At 61.3% G+C, this 24,622-nt stretch carries 27 protein-coding genes; 14 read left to right on the forward strand and 13 right to left on the reverse strand.

What is annotated here, in order from left to right:
* Positions 1 to 67: 67 nt before the first annotated feature.
* Entirely contained in the window at positions 68 to 763 is a 696-nt protein-coding gene (locus ACSQ26_RS26295) for a pentapeptide repeat-containing protein (protein WP_436014181.1), read from the forward strand.
* A 327-nt stretch (positions 764 to 1,090) separates the two neighbouring features.
* Here the strand turns inward: ACSQ26_RS26295 and ACSQ26_RS26300 are convergent, their stop codons facing one another.
* Positions 1,091 to 1,786, reverse strand: coding sequence for a hypothetical protein (locus tag ACSQ26_RS26300; protein ID WP_436014183.1), 696 nt, complete (start codon positions 1,784 to 1,786; stop codon positions 1,091 to 1,093).
* 247 nt (positions 1,787 to 2,033) lie between these two features.
* Complete coding sequence (locus tag ACSQ26_RS26305; protein ID WP_436014185.1) at positions 2,034 to 3,812, reverse strand: adenylate/guanylate cyclase domain-containing protein; 1,779 nt, start codon at positions 3,810 to 3,812, stop codon at positions 2,034 to 2,036.
* A gap of 250 nt (positions 3,813 to 4,062) precedes the next feature.
* Between ACSQ26_RS26305 and ACSQ26_RS26310 the strand changes: the two genes are divergently transcribed.
* Positions 4,063 to 4,752, forward strand: coding sequence for a gamma-glutamylcyclotransferase (locus ACSQ26_RS26310; protein ID WP_436014187.1), 690 nt, complete (start codon positions 4,063 to 4,065; stop codon positions 4,750 to 4,752).
* Here ACSQ26_RS26310 and ACSQ26_RS26315 read toward each other — a convergent pair.
* A complete protein-coding gene (locus ACSQ26_RS26315; protein ID WP_436014189.1) occupies positions 4,749 to 5,210 on the reverse strand; it encodes an Lrp/AsnC family transcriptional regulator in 462 nt (153 codons plus the stop codon). The two genes, ACSQ26_RS26310 and ACSQ26_RS26315, sit on opposite strands and share 4 nt — an antisense overlap.
* Positions 5,211 to 5,332: 122 nt before the next feature.
* Between ACSQ26_RS26315 and ACSQ26_RS26320 the strand changes: the two genes are divergently transcribed.
* A complete protein-coding gene (locus tag ACSQ26_RS26320) occupies positions 5,333 to 6,124 on the forward strand; it encodes a phenylalanine 4-monooxygenase (protein ID WP_436014191.1) in 792 nt (263 codons plus the stop codon).
* Positions 6,125 to 6,293: 169 nt separating this feature from the next.
* Here ACSQ26_RS26320 and ACSQ26_RS26325 read toward each other — a convergent pair whose 3' ends face one another.
* Positions 6,294 to 6,683, reverse strand: coding sequence for a nuclear transport factor 2 family protein (locus tag ACSQ26_RS26325; RefSeq protein WP_436014193.1), 390 nt, complete (start codon positions 6,681 to 6,683; stop codon positions 6,294 to 6,296).
* Positions 6,684 to 6,714: 31 nt separating this feature from the next.
* On the opposite strand from ACSQ26_RS26325, the gene ACSQ26_RS26330 reads away from it, so the two are divergent.
* Entirely contained in the window at positions 6,715 to 6,987 is a 273-nt protein-coding gene (locus ACSQ26_RS26330; RefSeq protein ID WP_436014195.1) for a hypothetical protein, read from the forward strand.
* Between the two features lie 388 nt (positions 6,988 to 7,375).
* On the opposite strand, the gene ACSQ26_RS26335 is transcribed toward ACSQ26_RS26330, so the two are convergent.
* Positions 7,376 to 8,962: an arylsulfatase gene (locus tag ACSQ26_RS26335; RefSeq protein WP_436014197.1), complete on the reverse strand. Its 1,587-nt coding sequence runs from the start codon at positions 8,960 to 8,962 to the stop codon at positions 7,376 to 7,378.
* A gap of 1,048 nt (positions 8,963 to 10,010) precedes the next feature.
* Positions 10,011 to 10,232, reverse strand: coding sequence for a 50S ribosomal protein L31 (rpmE, locus tag ACSQ26_RS26340; protein ID WP_436014199.1), 222 nt, complete (start codon positions 10,230 to 10,232; stop codon positions 10,011 to 10,013).
* Between the two features lie 197 nt (positions 10,233 to 10,429).
* Here rpmE and ACSQ26_RS26345 point away from each other — a divergent pair, with 197 nt between their 5' ends.
* Entirely contained in the window at positions 10,430 to 12,226 is a 1,797-nt protein-coding gene (locus ACSQ26_RS26345) for an ABC transporter transmembrane domain-containing protein (protein ID WP_436014201.1), read from the forward strand.
* Between the two features lie 6 nt (positions 12,227 to 12,232).
* On the opposite strand, the gene ACSQ26_RS26350 is transcribed toward ACSQ26_RS26345, so the two are convergent.
* A complete protein-coding gene (locus ACSQ26_RS26350; protein WP_436014203.1) occupies positions 12,233 to 12,607 on the reverse strand; it encodes a DUF6894 family protein in 375 nt (124 codons plus the stop codon).
* A gap of 132 nt (positions 12,608 to 12,739) precedes the next feature.
* Here ACSQ26_RS26350 and ACSQ26_RS26355 point away from each other — a divergent pair, with 132 nt between their 5' ends.
* Positions 12,740 to 12,949, forward strand: a complete 210-nt coding sequence (locus ACSQ26_RS26355) for a hypothetical protein (protein ID WP_436014205.1) — start codon at positions 12,740 to 12,742, stop codon at positions 12,947 to 12,949.
* A 38-nt stretch (positions 12,950 to 12,987) separates the two neighbouring features.
* Here ACSQ26_RS26355 and ACSQ26_RS26360 read toward each other — a convergent pair whose 3' ends face one another.
* The 3 genes from ACSQ26_RS26360 to ACSQ26_RS26370 form a co-directional block, all read right to left on the reverse strand.
* Entirely contained in the window at positions 12,988 to 13,788 is an 801-nt protein-coding gene (locus ACSQ26_RS26360; RefSeq protein ID WP_436014207.1) for an inositol monophosphatase family protein, read from the reverse strand.
* 117 nt (positions 13,789 to 13,905) lie between these two features.
* Positions 13,906 to 15,051, reverse strand: coding sequence for a tetratricopeptide repeat protein (locus ACSQ26_RS26365; RefSeq protein ID WP_436014209.1), 1,146 nt, complete (start codon positions 15,049 to 15,051; stop codon positions 13,906 to 13,908).
* Between the two features lie 8 nt (positions 15,052 to 15,059).
* Positions 15,060 to 15,713, reverse strand: a complete 654-nt coding sequence (locus ACSQ26_RS26370; RefSeq protein ID WP_436014211.1) for a thiamine phosphate synthase — start codon at positions 15,711 to 15,713, stop codon at positions 15,060 to 15,062.
* Positions 15,714 to 15,828: 115 nt separating this feature from the next.
* Between ACSQ26_RS26370 and ACSQ26_RS26375 the strand changes: the two genes are divergently transcribed.
* Together ACSQ26_RS26375 and ACSQ26_RS26380 are read left to right on the forward strand one after the other, a co-directional pair.
* Positions 15,829 to 16,602 carry a sulfite exporter TauE/SafE family protein gene (locus ACSQ26_RS26375; protein WP_436014213.1) on the forward strand — a complete coding sequence of 258 codons (774 nt, stop codon included), beginning with the start codon at positions 15,829 to 15,831 and terminating at the stop codon, positions 16,600 to 16,602.
* A gap of 85 nt (positions 16,603 to 16,687) precedes the next feature.
* Positions 16,688 to 16,945 (forward strand): ArsR/SmtB family transcription factor, encoded by a 258-nt coding sequence (locus ACSQ26_RS26380; RefSeq protein ID WP_436014215.1) that lies wholly within the window; start codon positions 16,688 to 16,690, stop codon positions 16,943 to 16,945.
* Between the two features lie 126 nt (positions 16,946 to 17,071).
* On the opposite strand, the gene ACSQ26_RS26385 is transcribed toward ACSQ26_RS26380, so the two are convergent.
* A complete protein-coding gene (locus ACSQ26_RS26385) occupies positions 17,072 to 17,248 on the reverse strand; it encodes a YdcH family protein (RefSeq protein ID WP_258158912.1) in 177 nt (58 codons plus the stop codon).
* A gap of 218 nt (positions 17,249 to 17,466) precedes the next feature.
* On the opposite strand from ACSQ26_RS26385, the gene ACSQ26_RS26390 reads away from it, so the two are divergent.
* The 5 genes from ACSQ26_RS26390 to ACSQ26_RS26410 all read left to right on the forward strand — a co-directional run bounded on the left by ACSQ26_RS26390 (position 17,467) and on the right by ACSQ26_RS26410 (position 20,982).
* The gene (locus ACSQ26_RS26390; RefSeq protein WP_258158911.1) at positions 17,467 to 17,670 is read left to right on the forward strand and encodes a YdcH family protein; all 204 of its coding nucleotides are present in this window, start codon (positions 17,467 to 17,469) and stop codon (positions 17,668 to 17,670) included.
* A 17-nt stretch (positions 17,671 to 17,687) separates the two neighbouring features.
* Positions 17,688 to 18,182 carry a 5-(carboxyamino)imidazole ribonucleotide mutase gene (gene purE / locus ACSQ26_RS26395; protein WP_436014218.1) on the forward strand — a complete coding sequence of 165 codons (495 nt, stop codon included), beginning with the start codon at positions 17,688 to 17,690 and terminating at the stop codon, positions 18,180 to 18,182.
* A gap of 10 nt (positions 18,183 to 18,192) precedes the next feature.
* Entirely contained in the window at positions 18,193 to 19,254 is a 1,062-nt protein-coding gene (locus ACSQ26_RS26400; protein WP_436014220.1) for a 5-(carboxyamino)imidazole ribonucleotide synthase, read from the forward strand.
* An 89-nt stretch (positions 19,255 to 19,343) separates the two neighbouring features.
* A complete protein-coding gene (locus tag ACSQ26_RS26405) occupies positions 19,344 to 20,141 on the forward strand; it encodes a transporter substrate-binding domain-containing protein (RefSeq protein ID WP_436014222.1) in 798 nt (265 codons plus the stop codon).
* A gap of 16 nt (positions 20,142 to 20,157) precedes the next feature.
* Positions 20,158 to 20,982, forward strand: a complete 825-nt coding sequence (locus ACSQ26_RS26410) for an amino acid ABC transporter permease (protein ID WP_436014224.1) — start codon at positions 20,158 to 20,160, stop codon at positions 20,980 to 20,982.
* A 169-nt stretch (positions 20,983 to 21,151) separates the two neighbouring features.
* Here the strand turns inward: ACSQ26_RS26410 and ACSQ26_RS26415 are convergent, their stop codons facing one another.
* Together ACSQ26_RS26415 and fsa are read right to left on the reverse strand one after the other, a co-directional pair.
* Positions 21,152 to 21,388 carry a hypothetical protein gene (locus tag ACSQ26_RS26415; protein ID WP_436007067.1) on the reverse strand — a complete coding sequence of 79 codons (237 nt, stop codon included), beginning with the start codon at positions 21,386 to 21,388 and terminating at the stop codon, positions 21,152 to 21,154.
* Between the two features lie 200 nt (positions 21,389 to 21,588).
* Positions 21,589 to 22,242, reverse strand: coding sequence for a fructose-6-phosphate aldolase (gene fsa, locus ACSQ26_RS26420; RefSeq protein ID WP_258158905.1), 654 nt, complete (start codon positions 22,240 to 22,242; stop codon positions 21,589 to 21,591).
* An 87-nt stretch (positions 22,243 to 22,329) separates the two neighbouring features.
* On the opposite strand from fsa, the gene ACSQ26_RS26425 reads away from it, so the two are divergent.
* Complete coding sequence (locus ACSQ26_RS26425) at positions 22,330 to 24,537, forward strand: primosomal protein N' (RefSeq protein ID WP_436014226.1); 2,208 nt, start codon at positions 22,330 to 22,332, stop codon at positions 24,535 to 24,537.
* The last annotated feature ends 85 nt before the right edge of the window (positions 24,538 to 24,622 follow it).

The following is a 24,622-nucleotide window of genomic DNA, read 5'->3' on the forward strand; positions in this document are numbered from 1 at the left end:
ACCGGGGGACAGCAAAGGCGGCATCGCAGGATGCCGCCTTTTTCATTTTAGCGATTTGAGGGATGATATGAGCGAGCACGAGACGTCTCCGGCAACTGTCATCGCAGATCGCTCGCTCGACCGCGCCGCGATCGAAGCGCTTGGCGGCGCTCAGCCGATCCTGCTGCGCCGCTGCGATCTCGATGAGGCGGACCTCTCAGGCCTGTCCCTGAGTTCGTGGGTGTTCGACACCTGCAGCCTGAAGCGCAGCAAGCTCGTGGGCGCCAAGCTCGACGAGACCTGCTGGACGGGCTGCCGCGGCGCATTCGCCGATTTCACCGGCGCCAACCTGACCGAAGCTGCGATCGACGCCAGCGATTTCAACAATGGCAGCTTTCGCGGCGCGACCCTGACCGGCGCTGCTTTCAAGCGCTGCAAGCTCACCGGCGCCAATCTCAGGGAAACGAAATCGCTGAACGCCACATTCGAGGAAACCCTGCTCGGCAGCGCCCAGATGCCGGGCTTCTCCTTCCGCAAGGCGAGGCTGAGGAAGCTCGATTTCGAACTCGCCGACCTCTCGAAATGCGATTTCCGCGATGCCGTGTTCGAGGATTGTATTCTGCGGGACGCCAGCCTCGTCGATTGCCGCTTCGAGGGTGCCGACCTGCGCGGCGCCGATCTCGGCGGAATTCGGTTGCTGAATGCCAAGCAATTCAAGGGCGCCACGATCTCCCGCGCCCAGGCCGGGCAATTATTGGAAGAACTTGGGTTGAAGGTGCGCTGAACGCGCCCGGCGCACCGCAAAAGTGACCGCAAGATCGACGTGGATCACCTGAAGGCTGATGACTTCCTGTTCTAAGCCGCCGGCAACGCCGCGCGGTGGGTATAAGGTTTTTGGCCCAGCGAGCGGCTTGCTCCCGCTTCTCCCCTTGGGGAGAAGGTGGCCGAAGGCCGGATGAGGGGTTGCGCGAAGCGCTCTGTGTCGAGAGAACCCCTCATCGCCTCGCTTTGCTCGGCACTTCTCCCCAAGGGGAGAAGAGGGAGCCTGTGGCGCTAGCCACGTTCCATATAGATAGCCCTGCTGGCGGGGCAGAGTAGGATTGGTCTCCAGCTACCTTTCCGCAGACTGCGATTTTCGCCTTTCTATCCAGCGCTTGAGCGTTTTCTCGAAAAACTGAAGACTGTCAAAAACGAAATTGTCTTCTTCAGACATGCTTTTTCGCACGGCCGCAACGGGTTCCTCATTACGCAGCCGCCGAATGATATCGAGCCCTCGGGCAGCGCGGCTGCGATCGGATTCCGTCCAGAGTGCGGTATTCTCAGGATTAGAATATTGTGAGTCCCTGGCCCCGACGCCCGATTTTACCTTATTAGAAAAATCCTCAAAGCAATCGTCTGTCATGTAGACTCCCCACTCGATCACCGATTTTCTCACAACGAGATCGAAGTCGCGTAGGCACTTGGCCAATCCAATGGCGATTTCCTCATCATAGTATCCTGATTCCAGCATGAAGTAGACGAAGCTCCATCGGCAAGTGCGAAGTTCGTCGTTAGCAAGCTTGATGACGGGAGCCCTCAAGCCATCCACCGGCCCACCGATTTCGCGAAGGAAATAGGCGCCGGTACAACGGTCGCTGGTGATTTTGGATTGCAGAAGTTCAATCAGAACTTCCAGATCGAGGCCTTGTCGCCACCGCTTGAGCAGGGTTTCTCCTGCTTCGTAACTGAAGCTTCTTTTCGAAGCCTCTTCTTCTCTAAACATCGCCAGCAGAGTCTCTGCCGAATATGCGGAAAAGTCGCCTTTCATAATATCATCGGATCTATAAATCCGATCAGTCTGTCGTGTTACTGCCCATCGCAGCAACGCCTCCCTATCACGAACGATCGGCAACGTGAAGACGCGTGCGCTCCGACCGAAAGCGCGCATCAAGTATCAGTTTATCGATAAGATTGGGTGTCCTCGACCATACCAGGCCAGCACCTGTTGAAGGGATGCATTGCAGAGCCTGCCATCAACTACCCGCACGCCAATCCGCTCCAGTCTAAATTGAGGCCTACTGTGCCGCCACGCTGTTGGCCGCTGGCGAGCCCTCGTCCAGGCCCGCCTTGATCAGGCCTTCGCGGACATGCTCCACGTCGGATTCCCGTGCATAATGCAGGGTCGCGAGAAACGTCTCGGTGCCGAAATCCGGCGCCAGAGTCCGCACCTTCCTCATATGCGCGCCAGCGGCAATCTCGTCGCCAAGCCAGCCATGGCAGGCGGCGACGAAAGCGTGCTGCACATGGTCCATGGTGCTGAGATGCATGAAGGCTTCGATCGCCTCGCCATACTGCCGTGCCGAGAAATGTGCCTTGCCGAGATGACTCCAAAAGCGCTCGGGATGATGCGGGTTGAGCCGCATCGCCTTGCGGATCCACTCAGTGCCCTCTTCCGGCCGCCCGAGCCAGGTCAAGAGTTCGCCCTGCTGCACCACGACGAGATCGTAATTCGGATTGAGCGCCAATCCGCGCTCCTGGTGATGGCGTGCCGTCGCCAGGTCGTTGTTGTTGATATTGATGGCGGCGAGTATGCGATGCACGTCGGCATCGTTGTCGTCGAGCGCCAGCGCCTTGTCGACCTCGCCGAGGGCCAGGTTCCAAAGCGCGTCCCTGTCCTCGCACCAGCCATTTACCCAGGCCTGTCCGAAAATGCAGGCCCGCCAGGCATGAGCATGCGCGTAATTGGGGTCGAGGGTCACCGCACGCTCGATCAGTTCCTGGGCCTGCTTGTTGTCAGCCTCGGTGCTCCGATGATGCAGCACCTTGGCGGTCAGCGCGCATTCATAGGCTGCCATATTGGCGGGCTTGGTTCGGGCAAGCTGGTCGCGCTGGGCGGCCTCGACGCGTCCGGGAAGCGTGGCCGCGATCGCCGCCGTCACCTCGTCCTGGATCGCGAAGACATCGTCCAGCTTGCGGTCGTATTTGTCGGCCCAGATGTGGGAATCGCTGACCGCATCGATCAGCTGGACGGTCACGCGAACCCGGTCGCCGATCTTGCGGACGCTGCCTTCCACCAGATACTGGGCGCCGAGCTTCTCGGCCACCTCGCGCACGTTGACCGGCTGGTTCTTGTAGACGAAGCTGGAATTGCGCGAGATGACGAAGAGCTCGTGGCGGCGCGACAGTTCGGTGATGATATCCTCGGTCATGCCGTCGGCGAAGAATTCCTGCTCGGGATCGCCGCTCATATTGTCGAAGGGCAGCACGACGATCGAGGGCTTGGAGACTGCGCGCGTGGTGTCCGCTTCCTGCGGCGGTGATGCCACATCCGGGATCGGCCCGTCGAGCGCCACCCTGTAGAGACGCACGGGACGGCTGATGTTCTTCAGCATCTTCTCGCCGAGGTCCTCGAAGGCAACTTCGAGACGACCTCCGATCTGCGTCGCCACGGCTGCCGTGACGCAGATGCCGCCGACATCGGCGAGCTGCTCGGCACGCGCGGCAATGTTGACGCCGTCGCCAAAAATGTCTCCGTCGTCGAAAATGATATCGCCGAGATTGATGCCGATCCGGAATTCGATCCGGCTGTCGGAGGGTACATCCGCATTGCGCCGCTTCATGCGCTGCTGCACTTCCACGGCGCATTTGACCGCATCGGTGACGCTCTGGAATTCGACCAGCATGCCGTCGCCCGTCGTCTTGATGATCCTGCCATCGTTCTTGACGATTGCCGGATCGATCAACTCCATGCGATGGGTCCTCAGCCGCGCCAGCGTGCCCGCTTCGTCGCCTTCCATCAACCGGCTATAGCCCACCATGTCGGCGGCCAGGACTGCGGCTAGTCTCTGTTTCATCGGCTTGCCACAACGATACGCTCCCCGGAGCCCGGGGATACCAAGGTCGGGCATTCTAGCGCAGAGCAGGGCAAACGCCTATCTAAATCAGATCACATTATCCTGAGAGATCAAGTTGAACCCAGGCGCTCGGAGAAAGGAACCGTCGCGGCGTTGAATTCCGGCAGAACGAATTGACGTCCTCCGCAAGACCCCCGATGATCCGATTTCATTCCCACGGATCAAATCCCCGATGCCCCACCCGCGTCAAATGTCCCTCACCCCGGACCTGGTTGCCCTTTGCTTTCGCAAGGAGGAAAATCTCGGCTATGGAAATGACTGGGTGCCGCTTACCGAGGCCGAGCAGGATGCCATCGCGCAGCGCCTGTTCGAGGAACTCGGCGAGGAGCCCTTATGGGTGTTTGCCTATGGCTCGCTGATCTGGAACCCGACCTTTGTGCATGTGGAAGACCGGCGGGCAACGGCGATCGGCTGGCACCGGTCTTTCTGCATGGAACTGACGGCCTGGCGCGGAACGCCCGAGCAACCCGGCCTGATGATGGCACTGGACCGAGGCGGCCGCTGCGATGGCGTTGCCTTCCGCCTGCCCGATGACACACGCATGGATGACCTCAGCAAGATGGTGCGTCGGGAGATCATCTTCCAGGAAGACCTCGACATGGTGCGCTGGGTCCATGTGCAGACCGAGGCGGGCAAGGTGCGCGCGCTGGTCTTCTGGGCCGGTCCGAAGCACGGCGACGGCATTTCGCTGAAGCTGCCGCTGGAACGGGTCGCCTGGGTGCTGGCACGGGCCTGCGGCTATGCTGGTTCCTGCGCGGAATACCTCTACAACACGGTCTCCCATCTCGAAGCGCTCGGGATCAGGGACCGCAACCTCTGGCGCCTGCAGCAGCTCGTCGCCGTGGAGATCGTCGAGGCCTATGATCTCCCCGCCCGCTAGATCGGCAACTCCGTCGAGAATTTGAGTTCCCTGAGCACGAAGCTCGACACGACCGTGCGGACATGCGGGTTGCGCATCAGGTAGCGGGTCATGAAGGCGTCGTAGCTCTCTACATCCGTCGCGCGGATCTTGAGCATGTAGTCGAAGGTGCCCGACAGCGCGTAGCATTCCATGATCTCCGGCCGTTCCGCGACCACCGCGGCGAAGGACGCCACCGCCTCCTCGTGATGGTCGTCCAGCGTGACATGCGCGATCACGCAGAGCTTGAGATCGAGCTTTCGCGGGTCGAGCAGCGTCACGCGCTTGCGGATGACGCCCTCGGCTTCCATTTCCTGGATCTTCCGCCAGGCTGAACTCTGCGACATCCCGGCCCGTTCCGCCAGTTCCGCCAGCGACAGGCTGGCATCGCCCTGGACGAGTTGCAGGAGCTTCCGATCCGCAATCCCAGTTTCTTTCATCATCGGCACCATATGCGAGAAAATCTCCCTCCATCATGCCGAAATCCAGCACGAAAGAAAAGAAAATCCTGCAAATGCGCGTATAATTGCCAAAAATCCGCAATATCAGGTAGGATCGTTCCATGCCCAAGGAAAGCAGCTACACTGCCAAACTACCCGGCCCGGATGGCTACTACGCCTACACATCAGAGGAAGACGCGATCTGGGGCGAACTCTATGCGCGCCAGATGAAGCTCCTGGCCGGCATGGCAGCGCAGGAATATCTCGATGGCGTCAAGACGCTCGGCCTGAGGCCCGACAAGGTGCCGCAGCTTCTCGATGTCGACCGCCGGCTCCATGAGACCACCGGCTTCGGCGTCGAAGGCGTGCCGGCGCTCATCCCGCCCTCGCGCTTCTATGAGCTGCTGTCGCAGGGCAAGTTCCCGCTCGCGACCTTCCTGCGCCGCCGCGAGCACATCGATTACATCGAGGAGCCGGACCTCTTCCACGAGGTCTTCGGCCATTGCCCGCTGCTGACCAACCAGAGCTACACCAATTTCGTCCGGCGCTTCGGCGAGGCGGCCGTCAAGCTCGGCAAGGGCTATTCCTGGCACCTGTTTCGCATCTTCTGGTTCACGGTCGAGTTCGGCCTGATCAATACGCCCGAGGGCCGCCGCTGCTTCGGCGCGGGCATCGTCTCGTCGCCGAGCGAAGCCAAGGCCGCGATGTCGGGCACGAACTGCGAATTCCGCCCGTTCGATCTGATGAGCGTGCTGAGAACCCCGTATCGGATCGACATCGTCCAGCCGATTTACTATGTCATCGACAGTTTCGCCGACCTTGAGACAATCGTCGAGCAGGATATCGGCGCCATGATCGACAAGGCGAAGGCCCTCGGCGATTTCGCCCCGGCATTCGAAGCCAAGGCTTCTTAGGCCGAAGCGAGCCGCACACTCCCTCTTCTCCCCAGCGGGGAGAAGGTGGCGCGAAAGCGCCGGATGAGGGGGCGCGCGCAGCGCCCAAATCTGTGCCGGGAAACCCCCTCATCGCCTCGCATACGCTCGGCACTTCTCCCCGCTGGGGAGAAGAGGGAGCCACTGGCATTCAGTTCAGCACAGTCTCGCTATGCGCGTGGCATTCCCAGCCGTTCGATCCGCGGATCCAGACCGAACTGTCGGCCGCCCGCATCTTCTTCGGCTTGCCATCCATCGTCACGTTCTGGTTCACGGTATAGGCAATCAGCGCGACATCGGGCGAAGGCGTCGAGACTTCCACATCGTCGAAGGCATAGGATTCGAGCGTCCACTTGCCCTCCTCGGTCATCTCTCGCATCTTGTCCTTGCCGATCCGCATGACGCCCTGGGTGCCGGTGACGAGCGCCGACTTGCCCGAAAGTGCTGCCGTCTTCTTCCCGTCCTTGGCTTTGATCGCATTCCAATAGGATTTCTCGAGCGCCACGATCTCGTCCGTGGTCGGCATAGCATGAACATTCATGACAGTCCTCCTGCGGTTGTTGGATAGAGAGATGGAACGCCCGGCGTCCGGGGAGGTTCCCGGCGGCGCAGGAATGTGCTCACGGGTGGCGCGGGCTTCGATACATTCGTTTGCACGGTCATGCAGCACGATCACGGATTTCGACGCCCGCGGCGGCATCGGCAAACAGGATTTCATCGACATCAACGGCACGGCCTTCGATATCGAAAGGTCGGGCAGGAATACGCTCGTCACGGTTCTGGGCGATGAGACCCTGCTGATTGGGATCAAGCCTAGGGATATCGACGCCAGCGATTTTATTTGAGGTCTGACCCCGTCCTGCCTAGAGCCCTCCATATGACAATGAAAGGCTCCGGGCCTGTACTAGAGCCCTTCAGGGTTAAATGGAAACATTCTGTTGGCTCAAGCGGAGTCGCATGTTTGACCGGCCGGCGCCGCGTCGTAGCCAAAGCATACGGCCAAGCCGGCCGGTCAAAGAGGCGGCCCGCTTCAGCCAACCCGAAGGGCCGGGCATCTTTCCGCCATGACCTGCGGCGTCGGTCTCGGCCGTACCTACGGGTATGACGCTCGCCCGCCGCCTTGGTCCTGACGAAAACCTGCTCCGGCAGAATGATTCCATTTAACCCTGAAGAGCTCTAGGTGACGTCAGAGGACTTGATATCCACCGTGAAGATCGCCGCTACGACTTTCGCCTATTGCCCGAGACCGATATTCTTGGGCGGATATTTCTTATAGGTCGCCGCATGCGCCTTCATCTCAGCGGCCATCGACGCAAGGAACGCGTTCATCCGGTGGCCGACCGGATACTGTTCCTTGGGATCTATATAGAGGTTGAACAGCCACGGCGCGAGGCCGACGTCGCTGATCGTCGTCATGTCGATGTTGAGCCACTGGGCATGCTCCTGCACGACCTTCATATGAATCTTGTACTCATACATGCGCATGGCCATGAAGTTATGCTCGTTCCAGATATAGACCTTTTCGCGGTTCGATTGAGCATTTTCTGCCAGCAGGAACGAGGTCTGATCGATGCCGTCGATATAGCGATCCGTTGGAATCCTGTCCGAGGCGCCTGCCAGATGCAGCGACGTATTGAAAAGGTCCATGAGGTCAAAGAGTTCGTCACTTTGCTGGCCGGGCTTAATCACGCCACGCCAATAGGCGATCGCCGGTATCCGGCCGCCGCCCTCCCAAGCCGATCCCTTCGCGCCACGAAACGGCGTGTAGCCGGCGTCCGGCCAGCTGTCGAGTTGCGGGCCATTGTCCGAGGTGACGAAGATGAACGTGTTGTCGAGCACGCCGGCGTCATCGAGCGCCTTGACGATCTGTCCGATATAGGCGTCGACTTCGACCACGTCGTCCTTGTAGGGAAACTTGCTGCCGCTCTTACCCTCAAATTCCTTGCTGGCGAAATTGTCGGCGTGAACCTTCATGAAGCAATGTTCGAGGAAGAACGGCTCCTTGCCCTTGGCAAGTTCGGCAATCTTCCTGACACTGAATTCCTTGAGCAGCCTGTCGCCCTCGGCCATCTTCTCGATGCTGTCGATCGTCTCGACGTCGATTGTCTTGCCGCCCTTGAAGCCGTGGATCAGCTTGTTGCTCGACCCAGTCTTCGCCAGCATCGCCAGCCGCTCGGGATTCAGCACGAGGTCGGGATAGCGCCGCTTGTCAACGCCCTGGCTGATCTCCTTCTCTGCTTCGTAGAAGCCGTAGAACTCGTCGAAACCGATATCGTGCGGTCGCATGCCGAGGGATTCGCCAACATGCCATTTGCCCGAGAGCACCGTCTTGTAGCCGGAGCCCGCCAGCAGCGTCGGCAGCGAGATTTCTTCGGCCCAGGGATTCTTGGTGATCTTGTCGCCCGCCAGAATAGGTCGAGTAAGCCCGGTGCGAACGGGCAGCCGCCCGGTCAGGATGGCAGAACGCGTCGGCGTGCAGGTCGCCTGCGAATAGGCGGATGTCAGCTTCAGACCCTCCGCCGCGAGACGATCCATGTTCGGTGTCGCAGCGCCGATTGCCGCGCCGCCGCCATAGGCCCCTGGATCGCCCCAGCCCATGTCGTCAACCACGAGCCAGACGATATTGGGCCGCTTGCCCGCCTTCTTGAGCAGTTCGTCAAGCTTCGCCTGGGCAGACTTCACATCGCTTTGGTGCACCAGCGCCGGCTCCATGCTTTCGCTGGTGCGCTCCGCTTTGGTCAGCACGGATTGGGCCGGTGAAAAACTCGGAATGGCCGCAAGCACGACCGCCTGAAACGCAAGTGCACGAAGTCGTTTCATGTCCATATCCATCTCCCCGAACAGTGAAGCAACCCACTCGCTGACAGACGGCTTCACGGCCATCAGTATGATGCCCGATATTGGGCATCGCGTTGCACTCAGATTGCTGTCGATGTAAGCGGCGGGTAAGTACGTAACGGTAAATTCCTCCGTAACATCTTCTATCGCCAACGGGACGCTGGGCCGATTGCCGTCGCCGCCCACGCGTCGCGCCGCCGCTTTGGGATGAGGAGAAATTCTTCTTAATCAACCTAACTATATGTAATTGCAGCGGTATTTTTTTCGTTCGCGATCATCCCCGCCCGCCAAAGCCGTGAGAGAATCATTTTCGTTCCGTATCGGCTACACCCTGAGGCGTCAGGGCGAGGCGGAACCGGTGACCGGCATGGGGAAGCGACGTAAGTCTCCATGCGGGGCGTCCGAGAGAAGGGCCAGCCCTCTGGGCCGAGGCCGCAAGGCCTCGACCCGGACGCACATTGGTCATGTGCACATGCCCGTTCCCCAAGGCTCCTCAAAGGCTGCGGGACAACGGGGGCAGAGCTGGCGAGTTCGAGGATGGAGCACACCGCTTAACGGGGCACGGCGACGTGTCTTAACCGGCTGCCGCGAGGCGGCCTATTACCCTGGCACGGAGACGTGCCCCGGCCGATCTCTCATGCGCAGAGCGAAGGGATCGGGGACGTGCATGGTCAAACCACGGGGCGGAACGGCCCGCGTGAAGGGAGAGGTGTGTTTTAGAGGTGAAGATACTCAATGACGACGGAGCAAGCTCGCCCCCCTCTGCCCTGCCGGGCATCTCCCCCTCAGGTGGGGAGATTGGCTGGGCGCGCCAACTCCGCTCTACAGCAGCGTCGATTACGGCATGAACGACAGTCAATTTGGGCAGCGAGAGTGCTTCATCCGATCTCCCCCCTTGAGGGGGAGATGCCCGGCAGGGCAGAGGGGGGGTGCGATACTTGCGCAAACGCCACTCTTCATCGCACACACCGCCCAACAAAAAAGCCCAGCTTTCGCCAGGCTCCATGTCATCCGAAACGGATCCGAAAAATCAGATGCCGAGGCCGGAAAAGCGCTTGTTGAACTTGGAAACGCGGCCGCCGCGGTCCATGAGCTGCTGGTTGCCGCCGGTCCAGGCCGGATGCGACTTGGAATCGATGTCGAGGTTCATGGTCTGACCTTCGGTGCCCCAGGTCGAACGGGTCTGGTATTCGGTACCATCGGTCATGACCACTTTGATCATGTGATAGTCGGGATGAATTTTCTCTCTCATGACAATGTCCTGCCAGGTACAGTGGTCTTTTGCCGCAATGGCTTGCGGCGCCGGAGCCAAACGAATAAATGAAGCCGCAGTCACTCACGAGACCACGGCTTCGTTTGATGGCGAGGCCTATACATGATGGAATTCGAGATAACAAGGGCTGGCGCGCCAGAATCGGCTGCGGAACCAGCAAAAATGGAGTGTAACCGGTGGCTGAAGAGACAATCGCGAAACCGGAGAGAACACTCAAGCCGCTGGCGCATCTCTTCCCCTATATCCTGCGCTACAAGGCGCTGGCCGGGGGCGCGCTCACCTTCCTGCTCTTGGCCGCCGTCACCACGCTGATCCTGCCGACCGCCGTGCGACGGATGATCGATCACGGCTTCACCCATTCCGATGTCAACTTCATCAATACCTATTTCGGCATGCTGATGGGGCTCGCGGTGGTGCTGGCAGCCGCCTCGGCTCTGCGCTATTTCTTCGTCATCACGCTCGGCGAGCGGATCGTCGCCGATCTGCGCCGCGACGTCTTCTCGCATATCACCTCGCTGTCGCCTGACTTCTTCGACGTCAACCAGACCGGCGAGATCGTCTCGCGATTGACCGCCGATACGGTGCAGATCAAGTCCGCCGTCGGTGCCTCGGCGTCGCTCGCGCTGCGCAACACCATCCTCTGTCTCGGGGCGATGGGCATGATGATCTATACCAGCCCGAAACTCTCCGCACTCGTGCTGCTCGCCATCCCGCTCATCGTCTTTCCCTTGGTCGGCTTCGGCCGTTCCGTCCGCAAGCGGGCACGCGAGGCGCAGGACAAGCTCGCCAAGGCCTCCGCCTATGCCTCGGAAGCCATCGGCGCCATCCGCACCGTGCAGGCCTTCAACAATACCGGCCAGGCCAACGACCGCTTCGCCGAAGCCGCCGAAAATGCCTTCCAGGCGGCGCGCGCCTCGACCCGCCAGCGCGCCTGGCTGACCGGCTTTGCCATCACCATGGTGTTCGGCAGCGTCGTCGCCGTGCTGTGGTTCGGCGCGCAGGGCGTGCTGGCCGGCACGATCACCGCCGGAACGCTCAGCCAGTTCCTGATCTATTCCATCATCTCAGCGGGTTCGCTCGCCGCCCTCTCCGAGGTCTGGAGTGAACTGAGCCAGGCCTCGGGCGCCGCAAGCCGGTTGATCGAGCTGCTCAACGAGAAGCCCGGCATCGCGGCGCCTGAACATCCGCTGGCGCTGCCCAAGCCGCCGGTCGGCAAGGTCGAGTTCGATCACGTGCGCTTCGCCTATCCGACGCGTCCGGGTGCTTCCGCACTCGACGGCCTCAACCTCACCGTCAATCCCGGCGAGCGGGTGGCGATCGTCGGCTCATCCGGTGCCGGCAAGAGCACGATCTTCTCGCTGATCCTGCGCTATTACGATCCCGATTCCGGCCGCGTGCTGATCGATGGCGACGATATCAGGCAGGCTGATCCCGCCGATCTCCGCGCCCGCATCGCCATCGTGCCACAGGACGTGACGATCTTCGCCGCCTCGATCCACGAAAACATCGCTTTCGGCGCGCCGGGTGCGGCCCGTTCCGCGGTGGAGGCAGCGGCGCGGGCGGCCCATGCCGAGGAGTTCATACTCCGGCTCGACCAGGGCTATGATACGGAAGTCGGCGAACGCGGCATCATGCTCTCCGGCGGCCAGCGCCAGCGCATCGCGATTGCCCGCGCGATCCTGAGAAACTCGCCGATCCTGCTGCTCGATGAAGCGACTTCGGCGCTCGATGCCGAAAGCGAGACGCTGGTGCAGACCGCGCTCGACGCGCTGATGCAGGACCGCACCACCATCGTCATCGCCCACCGCTTAGCGACAGTGCTGAAGGCCGACCGGATTCTCGTCATGGATCAGGGACAGGTGGTCGAGGAGGGCACGCATCTGAGCCTCGTCGACAAGGGCGGCATCTATGCCCGTCTCGCCAGCCTGCAATTCGGCGTGGATACGGGGAGGCATCTGCGCCTGGCGAAATAGGCCGGATCAGCCGGCCAAGGCCATCTGCCGCGCGCGATCACGCTCGACGATCGCGCGCAGACGCGACTGGTTCGATGTCAACGAAAGACAGGCACGCGGCACGACGATGGACAGCAACCGCCCGCGATCGTCGCGCACATGGACGCGAACCGCCTCGAGCTTGCCGCAACGCGCCAGCCGATTGGCCACGGTGCCCGCATAAAAGACAGCCGAACCATCGCCATAATGGCTCGTGCCCTCGTCATCGGTCAGCGTTTCGCCATCCCAGCAAATATCGAAATAGTAGTGCTGCATCTTGCGCCCCAGCCACCAGCGCCCGTCCAGCGCCATCATGGGATCAGTAAAACCACACCACATCAGAACCAGCGCTGAACCGGCCATTCACCCGGCATTCAGCTTTATGAAGACGTCGTTGCTGCAGATGCTCACGCAAAGGTGACTGGCTTTTTCGCCGGTTTGGCCGTCAAATTCCGCCCGCCTCCGACCGGAAATCGAATCATGAGGAGAACAGCGATGAAGACGACAGTTTTGACTGCGGCCTTGTTTGCCGCCTTCGCCATGCCCGCCTTCGCCGAAGACGTGATCAAGACGGACGATGCCGCCAGGATGACCAGGGTCGATCCCGTGACGACGAACTCGACGGTTCAGTCGGATATGGAAAAAGCCGCAAAGGACGGCTATTCGGGCTGCATCCGCCGCAAGACGACGGCGCAGATGATGTAGGCGCGGGGCGCCTACTCTTTCAAAGGTCTTGAAGCGGCTCAGGCCTTCGGAATCGGCCGGTTCGCCACGTCGATAAGCGCCTTGTGGATATGCTCGTTGCCGGCAATAACAGAGCCGCCTTCGAGGAAATCGGTTTCGCCATTCATGCCCGATATGAAGCCACCGGCCTCGCGGATCAGGATGATGCCGGCTGCGATATCCCAGGGCGAAAGACCTTCCTGCCAGAAGCCGTCGAGACGCCCCGCCGCGACATAGGCGAGGTCGATCGCGGCGGCACCCATGCTGCGGATACCCGCTACATCACCCATGACATGGCGGAGTTGCACCAGGAAACGGCCGTGCTGGCCGCCGCCCAGATGCGGCACGCCGCAGCCGATCACGCAATCGGAAAGCTTCTTGCGGGCGGAGACGCGCAAGCGGCGATCGTTGACGAAGGCGCCGCCGCCCTTCTCGGCCGTGTAGAGGTCGTCCGTCGCGGGATTGTAGATCACTCCGGCAACGATCTCGCCGGAGCGCTGCAGCGCGATCGAGGTGCCGAACAGCGGGATGCCGTGCAGGAAGTTGGTCGTGCCATCGAGGGGGTCGACGATCCAGCGATGCGCGCCATCGGTGCCCTTGATCTCCTCGCTCTCCTCGCCGAGGAAGCCATAGGTCGGGCGGGCCTTCAGCAATTCTTCCCTGACGATCTTTTCAGCCTTGCGGTCGGCCTGGGTGACGTAGTCGCCCGGACCCTTGAGCGAAACCTGGAGATTCTGGACCTCGCCGAAATCGCGGCTCAGTGATTTGCCGGCCTTGAGCGCGGCCTGGACCATCACATTGAGAAGGGCGGAGCGGGCCATGGGTGTTCCTTCAAATTGAAGCGGCCCCGCAAGGGGCCGAGAAATTGGCGGGCCGCTGGCCCGTGATTGGCGCCTCAAGACCACAAACGCCGCGATTTTTCAAGTTTTTTCGCCGCTTCAGCTTTTCCGGGCGAGGAAATCGTCGGCGCGTTCGATCCCTTCCTTCTGCGTGGCCTCGTCGATACCGAGGAAAAAGTCCTCGAGTTCGAGGTCCGCGAGACCGGCCTTGCGCGAGATGACATACCATTTCGTCGCCTCGACGGGATCGGGCCTTGTGCCGATCGCATTGATATAGAGCTTGGCCAGCTTGTTCTGCGCCACGACGTGGCCGCGATTGGCGGCGATCGACATCCAGCGGAATCCCTCCTCGACATTCCGCTCGCCGCCGATGCCGTTGATCAGCCAGACGGCCATGTCGTATTGCGCGGTATCGAAGCCGGCCAGTGCCGCCTTGAGCAGCCAGGACCGCGCCTCCATGCGCTTTTCGCGCGGCAAATCCATCTGCCAGTAGAGCTGCGAGACAGCATATTGAGCATCCGGCACGCCTTGGGCCGCCGCCTTTTCGTAATAGGGAAGGGCCTTCTTGAGACCGGGCTCGCCCGGTTCCGCCGCTACCATGATCTGCGCGATATTGAACTGCGCCTCGCGGCTACCGCCCTCTGCCGCCTTGCGCATCATCGCGTCGGCCGCCTTGCGGTCCTGCTTCACGACTTTGCCTTCGAGCAGCATCAGGGCATATTTGTATTGCGCATTGGGATCGCCCGACTTGGCTGCCTGATCGTACCAGAACACCGCGTCCGACGGATTGCGGCGCACGCCGAGGCCGTTGTTCAGCAATTCCGCGACCAGTGTCTGCGACGCAGCATCGCCGAGCTGCGCCTTGGGCAGCGCGATGTTGAGTGCCGAGAGATAGAAACCGCGCTGGAAGGCGCCATAGGCGTCGTCCAGCTTGCCGGTGAATGCCTTCTCCGGCGGCAGGTCCGGCAGGCCCTTGCCCATGCGCTCGAGCAGCGTGAGCCCCTCGGAAGGTTGTTCCTGCTTGTTGAGGTTTTCAGGCGACGAGAAGATGATCTGTTCGGTGGTCAGTCCGGCGGGCGGCAGGCGTTCGCCCTTCTGGAGCTTGCCGCTCTCAACGTCGCCATCGAGCTTCTTGCGGGCGATCTCGGATGCCGATGGCGTATTCTCGGCATGCAACCCTGGTGCCGCCACTATCACGATGGCGCTGCCCAAAATAACCGAAATCCAACCCCTGACCCTCTGCATGGTGTCTCTTATACCCCCAAGCGTGGCGCTTTTTGGTCAAGAATCGCGTTTGTTTCCTGAACGATCGCGGCGGCGCGCCCGGGTTCGGCAAATACCGCCAGGCGAAGGGCTGCGAATTCCGCGCCCGTTTCGGCGATATCAAGCACCGAAGCGGGGTCCGTGCCGCCCATGACGATGCAGGGAATCTCGATCAGCGACGCCCACCATTCGCCGAGCGCCAGGTTTTTCGGATGCGCCTCCGGCTTGATGTCGCCGTCGAGCTTGCCGAAGAAGATGTAATCCGGGCCCAACTCGCCGATCTCCAGGGCGCGATGGCGCTCCTGGGCATTGCCGCCGCCGACAATGAGTTTCGGTGTGAATTTCTCGATCGCCTCGCCGAGCTTCTCGACGCCGCCCGCGATATGCAATCCGTCCGCCTTGGCGCGGCCGGCGGTGCGGCTGTCGCCTGATATCAATGCCGCCGCACCCGCCTGCTGCACCACCGGCACCAGCTTCTCGGCGAGCCTCTGGAAGGCCGTATCGTCCAGCCCGTATTGCGGGATGATGACCGAGGCGACGTCGCCGCCCTTGAGGGCATCGGCCATGATGCGCGCCGCATCATCCGGCTCCGCGATCTCGGGCGCGATCAGAACCAGGCGGCAGCGGGCTTCAGTTGTTGACATCATGCAATCCCATCGATTCCTTGCTTTCCCGACCCAGTGATCGGTTATAGGGTCAAGCTCCCACCGCTGGCTCATTCCCTCAATCCGATAGACCGTGCCGCTACAAGGATCAACCATGGATTCGACCTTCTATATCGTCGCCGTCATTGCCGTGCTCCTTGTCGGCTTCGGCAAGGGTGGCATGGGCGATGCGCTCGGCCTTATGGGCGTGCCGATCCTGACCTTCGTCATGCCCGCCGTGCAGGCCGCCGCGATCCTGCTGCCGATCCTTGTGGTGATGGATATCATCGCACTCTGGAACTGGCGCGCCCACTGGCACAGGCCGACATTGATGATCCTGTTGCCTGGGGCGCTGATCGGGATCGTGATCGGCTGGATGACATTTGCCATCGTGCCCGATTATGTCATGCGTCTGCTGATCGGCGCCGTGGCGCTCAGCTTCATCGGCCGCTTCTTCTACAACCGGTACTTCAAGGGAAATGCCGTTCAGCCGCCACGCGAGAATACCCCTGTCCGGGCCACGATCTGGAGCACGCTTTCGGGCTATGGCAGCTTCATTGCGCATGCCGGCGGTGCGCCGTTCCAGGTCTATGCACTGCCTCTCAGGCTCTCTCCCAAAGACTATACCGGCACCGCGGTGCGTTTCTTCGCGATCATCAACGCGCTGAAACTCGGCCCCTATTACCTGATCGGGGCGCTGAGCGTCGGCAATCTCAAGATGTCGGCCATGCTCATTCCCGTCGCGCTGGTCGCCACCACGGCAGGCGCCTTCTGCGTCAAGCGCATGAAGCCGGATGTCTTTTATCCCCTGATGTATTTCATGTGCGCACTTGCCGGCCTCAAACTCGCCTGGGACGGGATATCCGAACTCGCGGGCCTGCTTGGCTGAGAACGACTTGATGCAATGCGAAATTTTTTAAGTGCAATGCACAAATAGACTTGTCCTCACCTGGGCTCTGTCATAGCGTTCACGCATGAGTGTTGATCCTTTTTCTGCGATCTCAGATCCCAACCGCCGGTTCCTGCTCGAGGAACTCCGGCGGTCGCCGAAGACCGTCAACGAACTTGCCGCCATGTTGCCCGTCTCACGGCCGGCGGTTTCGCAACACCTCAAGGCGCTTCTCGACAATCATCTGGTTACGGTGGAGAATCAGGGGACAAGACGGCTATATGCCATCAATCCGCAGGGATTTCAGAAAATCGGTTTCTGGCTCGATCAGTTCTGGGTCTGAGAGCCGCCGTTTCAATCATTCCTGAGTGGAGTGGCCGCTGAACGGCCCGCGCCCGTCGATCTCTATACGTTTCCTGGCGGAGGCGGTGTCCAGCGGCTCATTACTGGAAACTAGGGTTGAGTGGGATTAATGCCTTGTCTGGCCACGCAGACGCTCGATCTGGTCCTTGACCTTCAGCTTCTGTCTTTTCAGTTCCGCGATCTCTGTGTCGGCGGTTGAGGGGTGGAGCATTGCGGAGTGGAGCTCTTGTTCTAATGCTCCATGCTTTTTTTCAAGCGTCTCGATATGAGCCTCAATGGTCATACTTCATTCCTTCCCATATTGCCCACATCCGACCATCCACCCGTCGGATGTTTCAGGCTAGAACCGGCGGAGTGTGCCACGTAAATTAGCAAATGTCGAAGGAGAAAACTTCGAAAAGGAAAACTTCCCGTAAACCGCTATTGTGTGATAGGAGCAGATCGATGCTCGTGTGGAGATTGGGGAAATCTCCACGCCAGGAGATACGGGGACTTGACGGAATGCCAGACCAGGACCAGGCAGAACTCAGATTGTCGGCAGCGCGGCTCCGACAGGAACATGAGGATTATGACACTGCCATTAATGCGATGATCGCCACAGGTTGCGACGCGCTCAGGATCCAGCGGATGAAGAAGAAGAAGCTTGCGATCAAGGACAGATTGGTCCAGATCGAAGACCAGATCGTCCCCGATATCATCGCCTGACGAAAGGCTTGGCTCGCATGCAGTTTTCGAAGCCTCCGGTCGCCATCATCATGGGTAGCCAGTCCGACTGGGAGACGATGAAGAATGCCGCCGATACGCTCGATGCCCTTGAAATTGCTTACGAAGCGCGGATCATCTCGGCGCATCGCACGCCCGACCGGCTGGTGAATTTCGCCAAATCCGCGCGCGACGAAGGCTTCCAGGTGATCATCGCCGGTGCGGGTGGCGCCGCCCATCTGCCCGGCATGGCGGCCGCCATGACGCCGCTTCCGGTATTCGGTGTTCCGGTCCAGTCAAAGGCGCTTTCCGGCCAGGACAGCCTGCTTTCCATCGTCCAGATGCCGGCCGGAATTCCGGTTGGAACGCTCGCCATCGGCCGTGCCGGTGCGATCAACGCGGCACTTCTCGCCGCCGCCGTTCTGGCGCTTGCCGACGACGAACTGGCCGATCGCCTCGACACCTGGCGCGAGGAACAAAGCGCCTCCGTGGCCGAATATCCCGTCGACAAATAGGCCTGACATAATGACAATCAAGACCATAGGCATCATCGGCGGCGGGCAACTCGGCCGCATGCTGGCGATGGCCGCGAGCCGCCTCAACTTCCGCACCGTGATCCTCGAACCGCAGGCCGATTCGCCGGCGGCGCAGCTCGCCAACGAACAGATCGTCGGTGCCTATGACGACCGTGCGTCGCTGGAAAAACTCGCCTCCCTCAGCGATGTGATCACCTATGAATTCGAAAATGTGCCGGTCGAATCCGCCCGCTTTCTCGAAGGCCTGAAGCCGGTCTATCCACCGTCGAAGGCGCTGGAAGTGGCGCAGGACCGGCTGGTCGAAAAGACCTTCCTCAACCGATGCGGCATTCCGACCGCGGGCTTCCGTGCCGTCGACAGCCAGGCCGATCTCGATGCGGCGCTCGCCGCATTCGGCGGCACCGGCGTGCTCAAGACACGGCGCATGGGCTATGACGGCAAGGGCCAGATCGTGTTCCGTGCGGGCGACAGCACAGCGGGCGCCTATGACAAGCTCGGCGGCGTGCCGCTGATCCTCGAAAGCTTCATCCCCTTCGAGCGTGAAATCTCGATCATTGCCGCGCGCGCGATCAACGGTCATATCGAATGCTACGACGCTGCCGAAAACGTCCATCGAAACGGCATCCTGCATACCTCGACCCTTCCGGCCGAGGTCTGGGAGGGTACGACGGCCGATGCCCGCTCCGCCGCCATCAAGCTTCTCGACGCACTCAAATATGTCGGCGTGGTCGGCATCGAGTTCTTCGTCGGCGCCGACAGTTCGTTGATCGCCAACGAGATGGCGCCGCGCGTGCACAATTCCGGCCACTGGACGGAAGCGGCCTGCGTGATCTCGCAGTTCGAGCAGCATATCCGCGCCGTCGCCGGTCTTCCGCTCGGCGATCCCGCCCGCCACAGCGACTGCATCATGCAGAACCTGATCGGCGACGACATCAACGATGTCAGGCAATGGGCATCGGAAAAGGACGTCTTCATCCACCTCTACGGCAAGACCGAGCCACGCCCCGGCCGCAAGATGGGTCATGTCACCCGGCTTACCGGCAAGGCGTGATCGCCTCGCGTGTCTATCAGTTGGGCACTTGCCAAGAGCCGGATTTTCATGTGAATTCCTGCCGCCACAATTTTACCGGAGCCACACCAATGACCTCGCGCCGCCAGTTCCTGATCGGTCTCGCCTTTGCCGCCCTCATGCCGCTCGCAGTCCATGCGGCCGAACTGCCTGATCTCGGCGGCAAGAAGGTCGTGGTCGTCACCGAGAATGCCTATCCGCCGCTGCAGTTCATCGACCCCAAGACCAGCCAGCAGATCGGTTGGGAGTATGACGCGATGAACGAGATCGCCAAGCGGCTGAATTTCCAGGTCGAATACCAGAACACATCCTGGGATGCGATGATCCAGGCGGTCTCCGACAACCAGTACAATATCGGCATGACCGGCATCACCATCAACGACGAGCGCAAGGCGAAGGTCGATTTCTCCGACCCCTATATGCGCTCCGAACAGTTCATGCTGGTGCGTGCCGACGAGACGCGCTTCACCGATGCCGCGAGTTTCAAGGCGCTGACGGACGGCCTGGTCGGCGCCCAGCCCGGCACGACGCCGTTCTACACCGCCGTCTACAGCGTGCTCGACGGCAACGAACAGAACCCCCGCATCAAGCTGTTCGAGACATTCGGTGCGACAGTCCAGGCGCTGAAAGCCGGCGACGTCGATGTCGTGCTGACCGACGGCACGGCCGGCAAGGGCTATGTCGATGCCTCGGGCGGCGCGCTCAAGCTGACCGGCGGCCCGCTGGGCACCGAGGATTTCGGCTTCATCTTCCCCAAGGGCTCGGATCTCGTGGCACCCGTCAATGCGGCGATCGCGGCGCTCAAGGCGGACGGCACGATCGACGCGCTCAACAAGAAGTGGTTCCTCGACTACAAGATGGGTCAATAGCCGGGCTGCCGTCCATATGGCGGCTCCCAATCCAACACCGAAATCCGGTGAGGGCGACTTTCCTTATTGGCTTGTCGCCCTTGTCGTGCTGGGTGCCGCGATCGGCATCGCCGTCGTCGTCAGCGATCTCTATACGCAGGTCTTCCTGACGGTGTCCAAAGGCCTCGGCATCACCGTTCTGGTGACGCTGATCGCCTTTACGCTTGCGACCGCCCTCGGCCTCGCCATTGCGCTGCTCGGCCTCTCCGATTCAAGGGCACTGCGGCAGTTCTCACGCTTCTATATCGAGCTGATCCGCGGCATTCCTGTTCTGGTCCTGCTCTTCTACATCGCCTTCGTCGGCGCGCCGGGCTTCGTCCAGGCGTGGAATTTCCTGATCTCACCGCTCGTTAGTGCCGGCCTCGTGGAACCGCTTCTGGTGCGTGAAGTGTCGCTGATGTGGCGGGCGATCATCGCGCTGACCATCGCTTATTCCGCCTTCATCGCGGAGATTTTTCGCGCCGGCATCCAGTCGATCGACAAGGGGCAGGTCGAGGCGGCCAAGGCGCTTGGCTTGTCGCGCTTCCAGCGTTTCCGCTTCATCGTCTTTCCGCAGGCGCTGAAGGTGATCTTTCCGCCGCTCTCCAACGATTTCGTGGCGATGGTCAAGGATTCGTCGCTGGTCTCGGTGCTCGGCGTCGCCGACATTACGCAAATGGCCAAGGTCTATGCCGCCGGCTCCTTCCGCTTCTTCGAGACCTATTCGATCGTCGCCTATATCTACCTCGTCGTGACCATCGGCCTGTCGCTGATGCTGAGGCAGATCGAACGCCGCATGCGTGAGGCGCAGCCGGGACGATAAAACGACAAACCCGGTGCTGGAGGACACCGGGCTTGGCTTAGGGAGGGGATCAGTTGTCGTTGATCGTCTGACCTCGGGCCGCCGTGTTGCAGGGATCGGGCGGCCGGTGTTCGGTGCCTGGGCGGGAGGAGAACCTCAGGCACCGATGTCATCGGATCAGGTCATCAGATCAATCGCAGATGCGGACCTTCTTGATGTAGACATTGCCCCAATCGTCGTAGCGCTTGATCTTCTTGACGAAGCAGTAGTCGTCATAGTCGTGGTAGCGCGGGGATACGACGACCACGCCCCAATGATGGCGGTTGTGCCAGCCGTGATGACGATGACGCCAGCCGGCTTCAGCGGTGGCAGCGAGCGAGACGGTGGCGACGAGGGCGGCGAGGCCGCCGATGATGAACTTTTTCATGATGGTTGTCCTTGTGGGTTCGTGTGGGTTTGAAGTGCTTCTTCGTTTCTTTGTGGATGATGTCCCTCATCCGTTGATCCTGTTTTCCCACATCCCCACCGACCCCGCTGTTTCCGCGGGAACAGGCGCCGCGAATTCCGCGCAAAGAAAAAGCCCGGCGATGGCCGGGCTTAGAAAATCATCGAACTTGAAGTCCTGGATCAGCCGATCTTCTGGCCGGTCTTGGCCCAGTCGGCGAGGAAGGTTTCGAGGCCTTTGTCGGTCAGCGGGTGCTTGACCAGTGCCTTCAGCGTCGCCGGCGGCACGGTCACGACATCGGCGCCGATCAGGGCGGCGTCGCGGACGTGGTTGATGGTGCGGATCGAGGCGGCGAGGATTTCGGTCTCGTAGCCGTAATTGTCGTAGATCTGGCGGATTTCGCGGATCAGGTCCATGCCATCGATGCCGATGTCGTCGAGGCGTCCGACGAAAGGCGAGATGAAGGTCGCGCCGGCCTTGGCGGCGAGCAGTGCCTGGACGGCCGAGAAGCAGAGCGTGACGTTGGTCTTGTGGCCTTCGGACGACAAAGCCTTGCAGGCCTTGAGGCCGTCGAAGGTGAGCGGCACTTTGATGCAGATGTTCGGTGCGATCTTCGAAAGCACCGCCGCTTCCTTCATGATCTCGGAATATTCGGTGGCGGTCACTTCCGCCGAAACCGGACCTTCGACGATGTCGCAGATTTCCTTGGTGACTTCAGCGATATTGCGGCCCGACTTCAGGATCAGCGACGGATTGGTCGTGACGCCGTCCAGCATCCCCAAGTCGTTGAGTTCCTTGATTTCCTTGATTTCGGCTGTATCGACGAAGAATTTCATGTCCATTCACTCCCTATCAATCGCAGAGTCCACTTTTTGTTCTCTTTGCGGTTTTCCCCAGCCAAAAGCAAGTGCTACTCATGGCCCATGGGAAAAGATTCGTTCGATCTGTTCGGGACGCCGGAACGGCTGCGCGCCGTGCCTGTGATGGTGCCGCTGCCGGTGCCCAAGCCCTATACCTATATGGTGCCGGACGGCATGCATGTCGAGCCTGGCGCGATTGTCCAGGTGCCGCTCGGGCCGCGTCAGGTTTTCGGCGTGGTTTGGAATGAGGAGGCTGGTGACGCTGTCGATCCGAAGAAGCTGAAATCGATCACGGCAGCCTTCGAATGCCCGCCGCTGGGCGCCGATATGCGGACGTTTCTCGACTGGATGGCATCCTACACGCTCTCGCCGCCGGGGCTGGTGGCGCGGATGGCATTGCGCGCGCCCGCCGCCTTCGATCCGGAGCCGATGGTCGAGGGCTTGCGGTTGACGGAGACGCGTCCGGAACGGCTGACGCCTGCCCGGACACGGGTGCTGGCGCTTGCCGAGGAAGCCCCTGTCTGGACGCGGCTGGGGCTGGCCCATGCGGCTGGCGTCTCGGTGTCTGTCGTGGACGGGCTGACTACACAGGGTGTGTTCGAGACGATGTTCATGTCGCCGCCGCCGGTCACCGCACCGCCCGATCCGGATTACGCGGCACCGGCGCTCGAGAGCGACCAGCAGGCTGCTGCGGATGAACTGATTTCGGCAGTGAAGAAGGGTGGCTTCGGCGTCTCGCTGATCGATGGCGTTACCGGCTCCGGCAAGACAGAGGTTTATTTCGAAGCGATCGCCGAGACGCTGCGGCAGGGCCGGCAGGTGCTGATCCTGCTGCCGGAAATCGCGCTGACCCCGGCCTTTCTCGAACGTTTCCAGGATCGCTTTGGCGCCAAGCCGGCCGAATGGCATTCCGATCTTTCTCCGCGGATGCGCGAAAAGGTCTGGCGGCAGGCGGCGGAAGGGCAGGTCCGGGTTGTCGCCGGCGCGCGCTCGGCGCTGTTCCTGCCGTTCGAGGATCTCGGGCTTGTCATCGTCGATGAGGAGCACGATCCGGCCTACAAGCAGGAAGACCGCGTCTTCTATAATGCGCGCGACATGGCCGTCGTGCGCGGCCGAATCAGCGATTTTCCCGTCGTGCTGGTGTCGGCGACGCCATCGGTCGAGAGCCGGGTCAATGCCGATCAGGGCCGCTATACCTATCTGCATCTGGCAAGCCGATTCGGCGGCGCCACCATGCCGGATCTCCATCTCGTCGACATGCGGCGCTTTCCGCCGGCGCGGGGCGGCTTCCTGTCGCCGGTGATGATCAAGGGTATCGCGCAGACGATGGAGCGCGGCGAGCAGGCGCTGCTCTTCCTCAATCGCCGCGGCTATGCGCCGCTGACGCTCTGCCGGGTCTGCGGTCATCGCTTCCAGTGCCCGAACTGTTCTGCCTGGCTGGTCGAGCATCGGTTTCGTGGGCAACTGCAGTGCCATCATTGCGGCCATCAGGAAAAGTCGCCCGATGCCTGCCCGGAATGCGGCACGCTCGACCATCTCGCGTCGTGCGGGCCGGGCGTGGAGCGGATCGCCGAGGAGGTCGAGAGGCATTTTCCCGACCAGCGGATTATCGTGCTGTCCTCGGATATCGTGATGGGCGTCAAGCGGCTGAGGCTGGAGCTCGAGGCGATTGCAAAGGGTGAGGCTGATATCGTGATCGGCACGCAGCTGGTGGCCAAGGGGCACAATTTCCCCAACATGACGCTGGTCGGCATCGTCGACGCCGATCTCGGGCTTGCCAACGGCGATCCGCGCGCCGCCGAGCGGACATTCCAGCTGCTGTCGCAGGTGACGGGCCGTGCCGGGCGGTTCGGCCTCAAGAGCCGAGGGCTGATCCAGACCTATCAGCCGGTTCATCCCGTGATGCAGGCGATCGTGTCGGGTGATCCGGAAGCCTTCTACGAGCGCGAGATCGTGGAACGCGAGAAGGCGCTGATGCCGCCCTTCGGCCGTCTCGCCTCGATCATCGTCTCGGCCGATAGCCGCGCCGATGCCGAGGGACATGCACGCGGGTTGAGGCAAGCGGCACCGCAGGTGTCGGGCATATCGGTGCTCGGCCCGGCCGAGGCGCCGCTGGCGCTGGTGCGCGGGCGGCATCGGTTCCGGCTGCTGGTACATGGCAAGCGCGGAGCGGATATGCAGGCCTTCGTGCGGACGATGATCGGCAATGGCCCGAAGGAGCGCGGCTCGGTGCAGGTGCAGCTGGATATCGATCCGCAGAGTTTTCTCTAGGACCGACCGCCATTCAGCTGATGCCGGTCTGCAAATGGCGATTTTCTGCGCTGCCGGTGCTCGCGTACCTTAAGTACGCTCCGCT

It is taken from the genome of Rhizobium sp. LjRoot254, from assembly GCF_964254105.1.
In the GTDB taxonomy this organism is placed as follows: Bacteria; Pseudomonadota; Alphaproteobacteria; order Rhizobiales; family Rhizobiaceae; genus Rhizobium_E.

Coding starts and splice junctions, on each gene's coding strand:
- ACSQ26_RS26330 (WP_436014195.1), top strand. CDS start 6,715: ATGGAACGCCCGGCGTCCGGGGAGGTTCCCGGCGGCGCAGGAATGTGC.
- ACSQ26_RS26335 (WP_436014197.1), bottom strand. CDS start 8,962: ATGAAACGACTTCGTGCACTTGCGTTTCAGGCGGTCGTGCTTGCGGCC.
- purE (WP_436014218.1), top strand. CDS start 17,688: ATGCAGTTTTCGAAGCCTCCGGTCGCCATCATCATGGGTAGCCAGTCC.
- ACSQ26_RS26370 (WP_436014211.1), bottom strand. CDS start 15,713: ATGTCAACAACTGAAGCCCGCTGCCGCCTGGTTCTGATCGCGCCCGAG.
- ACSQ26_RS26405 (WP_436014222.1), top strand. CDS start 19,344: ATGACCTCGCGCCGCCAGTTCCTGATCGGTCTCGCCTTTGCCGCCCTC.
- ACSQ26_RS26410 (WP_436014224.1), top strand. CDS start 20,158: ATGGCGGCTCCCAATCCAACACCGAAATCCGGTGAGGGCGACTTTCCT.
- ACSQ26_RS26325 (WP_436014193.1), bottom strand. CDS start 6,683: ATGAATGTTCATGCTATGCCGACCACGGACGAGATCGTGGCGCTCGAG.
- ACSQ26_RS26295 (WP_436014181.1), top strand. CDS start 68: ATGAGCGAGCACGAGACGTCTCCGGCAACTGTCATCGCAGATCGCTCG.
- ACSQ26_RS26310 (WP_436014187.1), top strand. CDS start 4,063: ATGTCCCTCACCCCGGACCTGGTTGCCCTTTGCTTTCGCAAGGAGGAA.
- ACSQ26_RS26355 (WP_436014205.1), top strand. CDS start 12,740: ATGAAGACGACAGTTTTGACTGCGGCCTTGTTTGCCGCCTTCGCCATG.
- ACSQ26_RS26425 (WP_436014226.1), top strand. CDS start 22,330: ATGGGAAAAGATTCGTTCGATCTGTTCGGGACGCCGGAACGGCTGCGC.
- ACSQ26_RS26305 (WP_436014185.1), bottom strand. CDS start 3,812: ATGAAACAGAGACTAGCCGCAGTCCTGGCCGCCGACATGGTGGGCTAT.
- rpmE (WP_436014199.1), bottom strand. CDS start 10,232: ATGAGAGAGAAAATTCATCCCGACTATCACATGATCAAAGTGGTCATG.
- ACSQ26_RS26365 (WP_436014209.1), bottom strand. CDS start 15,051: ATGCAGAGGGTCAGGGGTTGGATTTCGGTTATTTTGGGCAGCGCCATC.
- ACSQ26_RS26320 (WP_436014191.1), top strand. CDS start 5,333: ATGCCCAAGGAAAGCAGCTACACTGCCAAACTACCCGGCCCGGATGGC.
- ACSQ26_RS26375 (WP_436014213.1), top strand. CDS start 15,829: ATGGATTCGACCTTCTATATCGTCGCCGTCATTGCCGTGCTCCTTGTC.
- ACSQ26_RS26315 (WP_436014189.1), bottom strand. CDS start 5,210: ATGAAAGAAACTGGGATTGCGGATCGGAAGCTCCTGCAACTCGTCCAG.
- ACSQ26_RS26350 (WP_436014203.1), bottom strand. CDS start 12,607: ATGGCCGGTTCAGCGCTGGTTCTGATGTGGTGTGGTTTTACTGATCCC.
- ACSQ26_RS26390 (WP_258158911.1), top strand. CDS start 17,467: ATGCCAGACCAGGACCAGGCAGAACTCAGATTGTCGGCAGCGCGGCTC.
- ACSQ26_RS26300 (WP_436014183.1), bottom strand. CDS start 1,786: ATGAAAGGCGACTTTTCCGCATATTCGGCAGAGACTCTGCTGGCGATG.
- ACSQ26_RS26415 (WP_436007067.1), bottom strand. CDS start 21,388: ATGAAAAAGTTCATCATCGGCGGCCTCGCCGCCCTCGTCGCCACCGTC.
- ACSQ26_RS26380 (WP_436014215.1), top strand. CDS start 16,688: ATGAGTGTTGATCCTTTTTCTGCGATCTCAGATCCCAACCGCCGGTTC.
- ACSQ26_RS26385 (WP_258158912.1), bottom strand. CDS start 17,248: ATGACCATTGAGGCTCATATCGAGACGCTTGAAAAAAAGCATGGAGCA.
- fsa (WP_258158905.1), bottom strand. CDS start 22,242: ATGAAATTCTTCGTCGATACAGCCGAAATCAAGGAAATCAAGGAACTC.
- ACSQ26_RS26360 (WP_436014207.1), bottom strand. CDS start 13,788: ATGGCCCGCTCCGCCCTTCTCAATGTGATGGTCCAGGCCGCGCTCAAG.
- ACSQ26_RS26400 (WP_436014220.1), top strand. CDS start 18,193: ATGACAATCAAGACCATAGGCATCATCGGCGGCGGGCAACTCGGCCGC.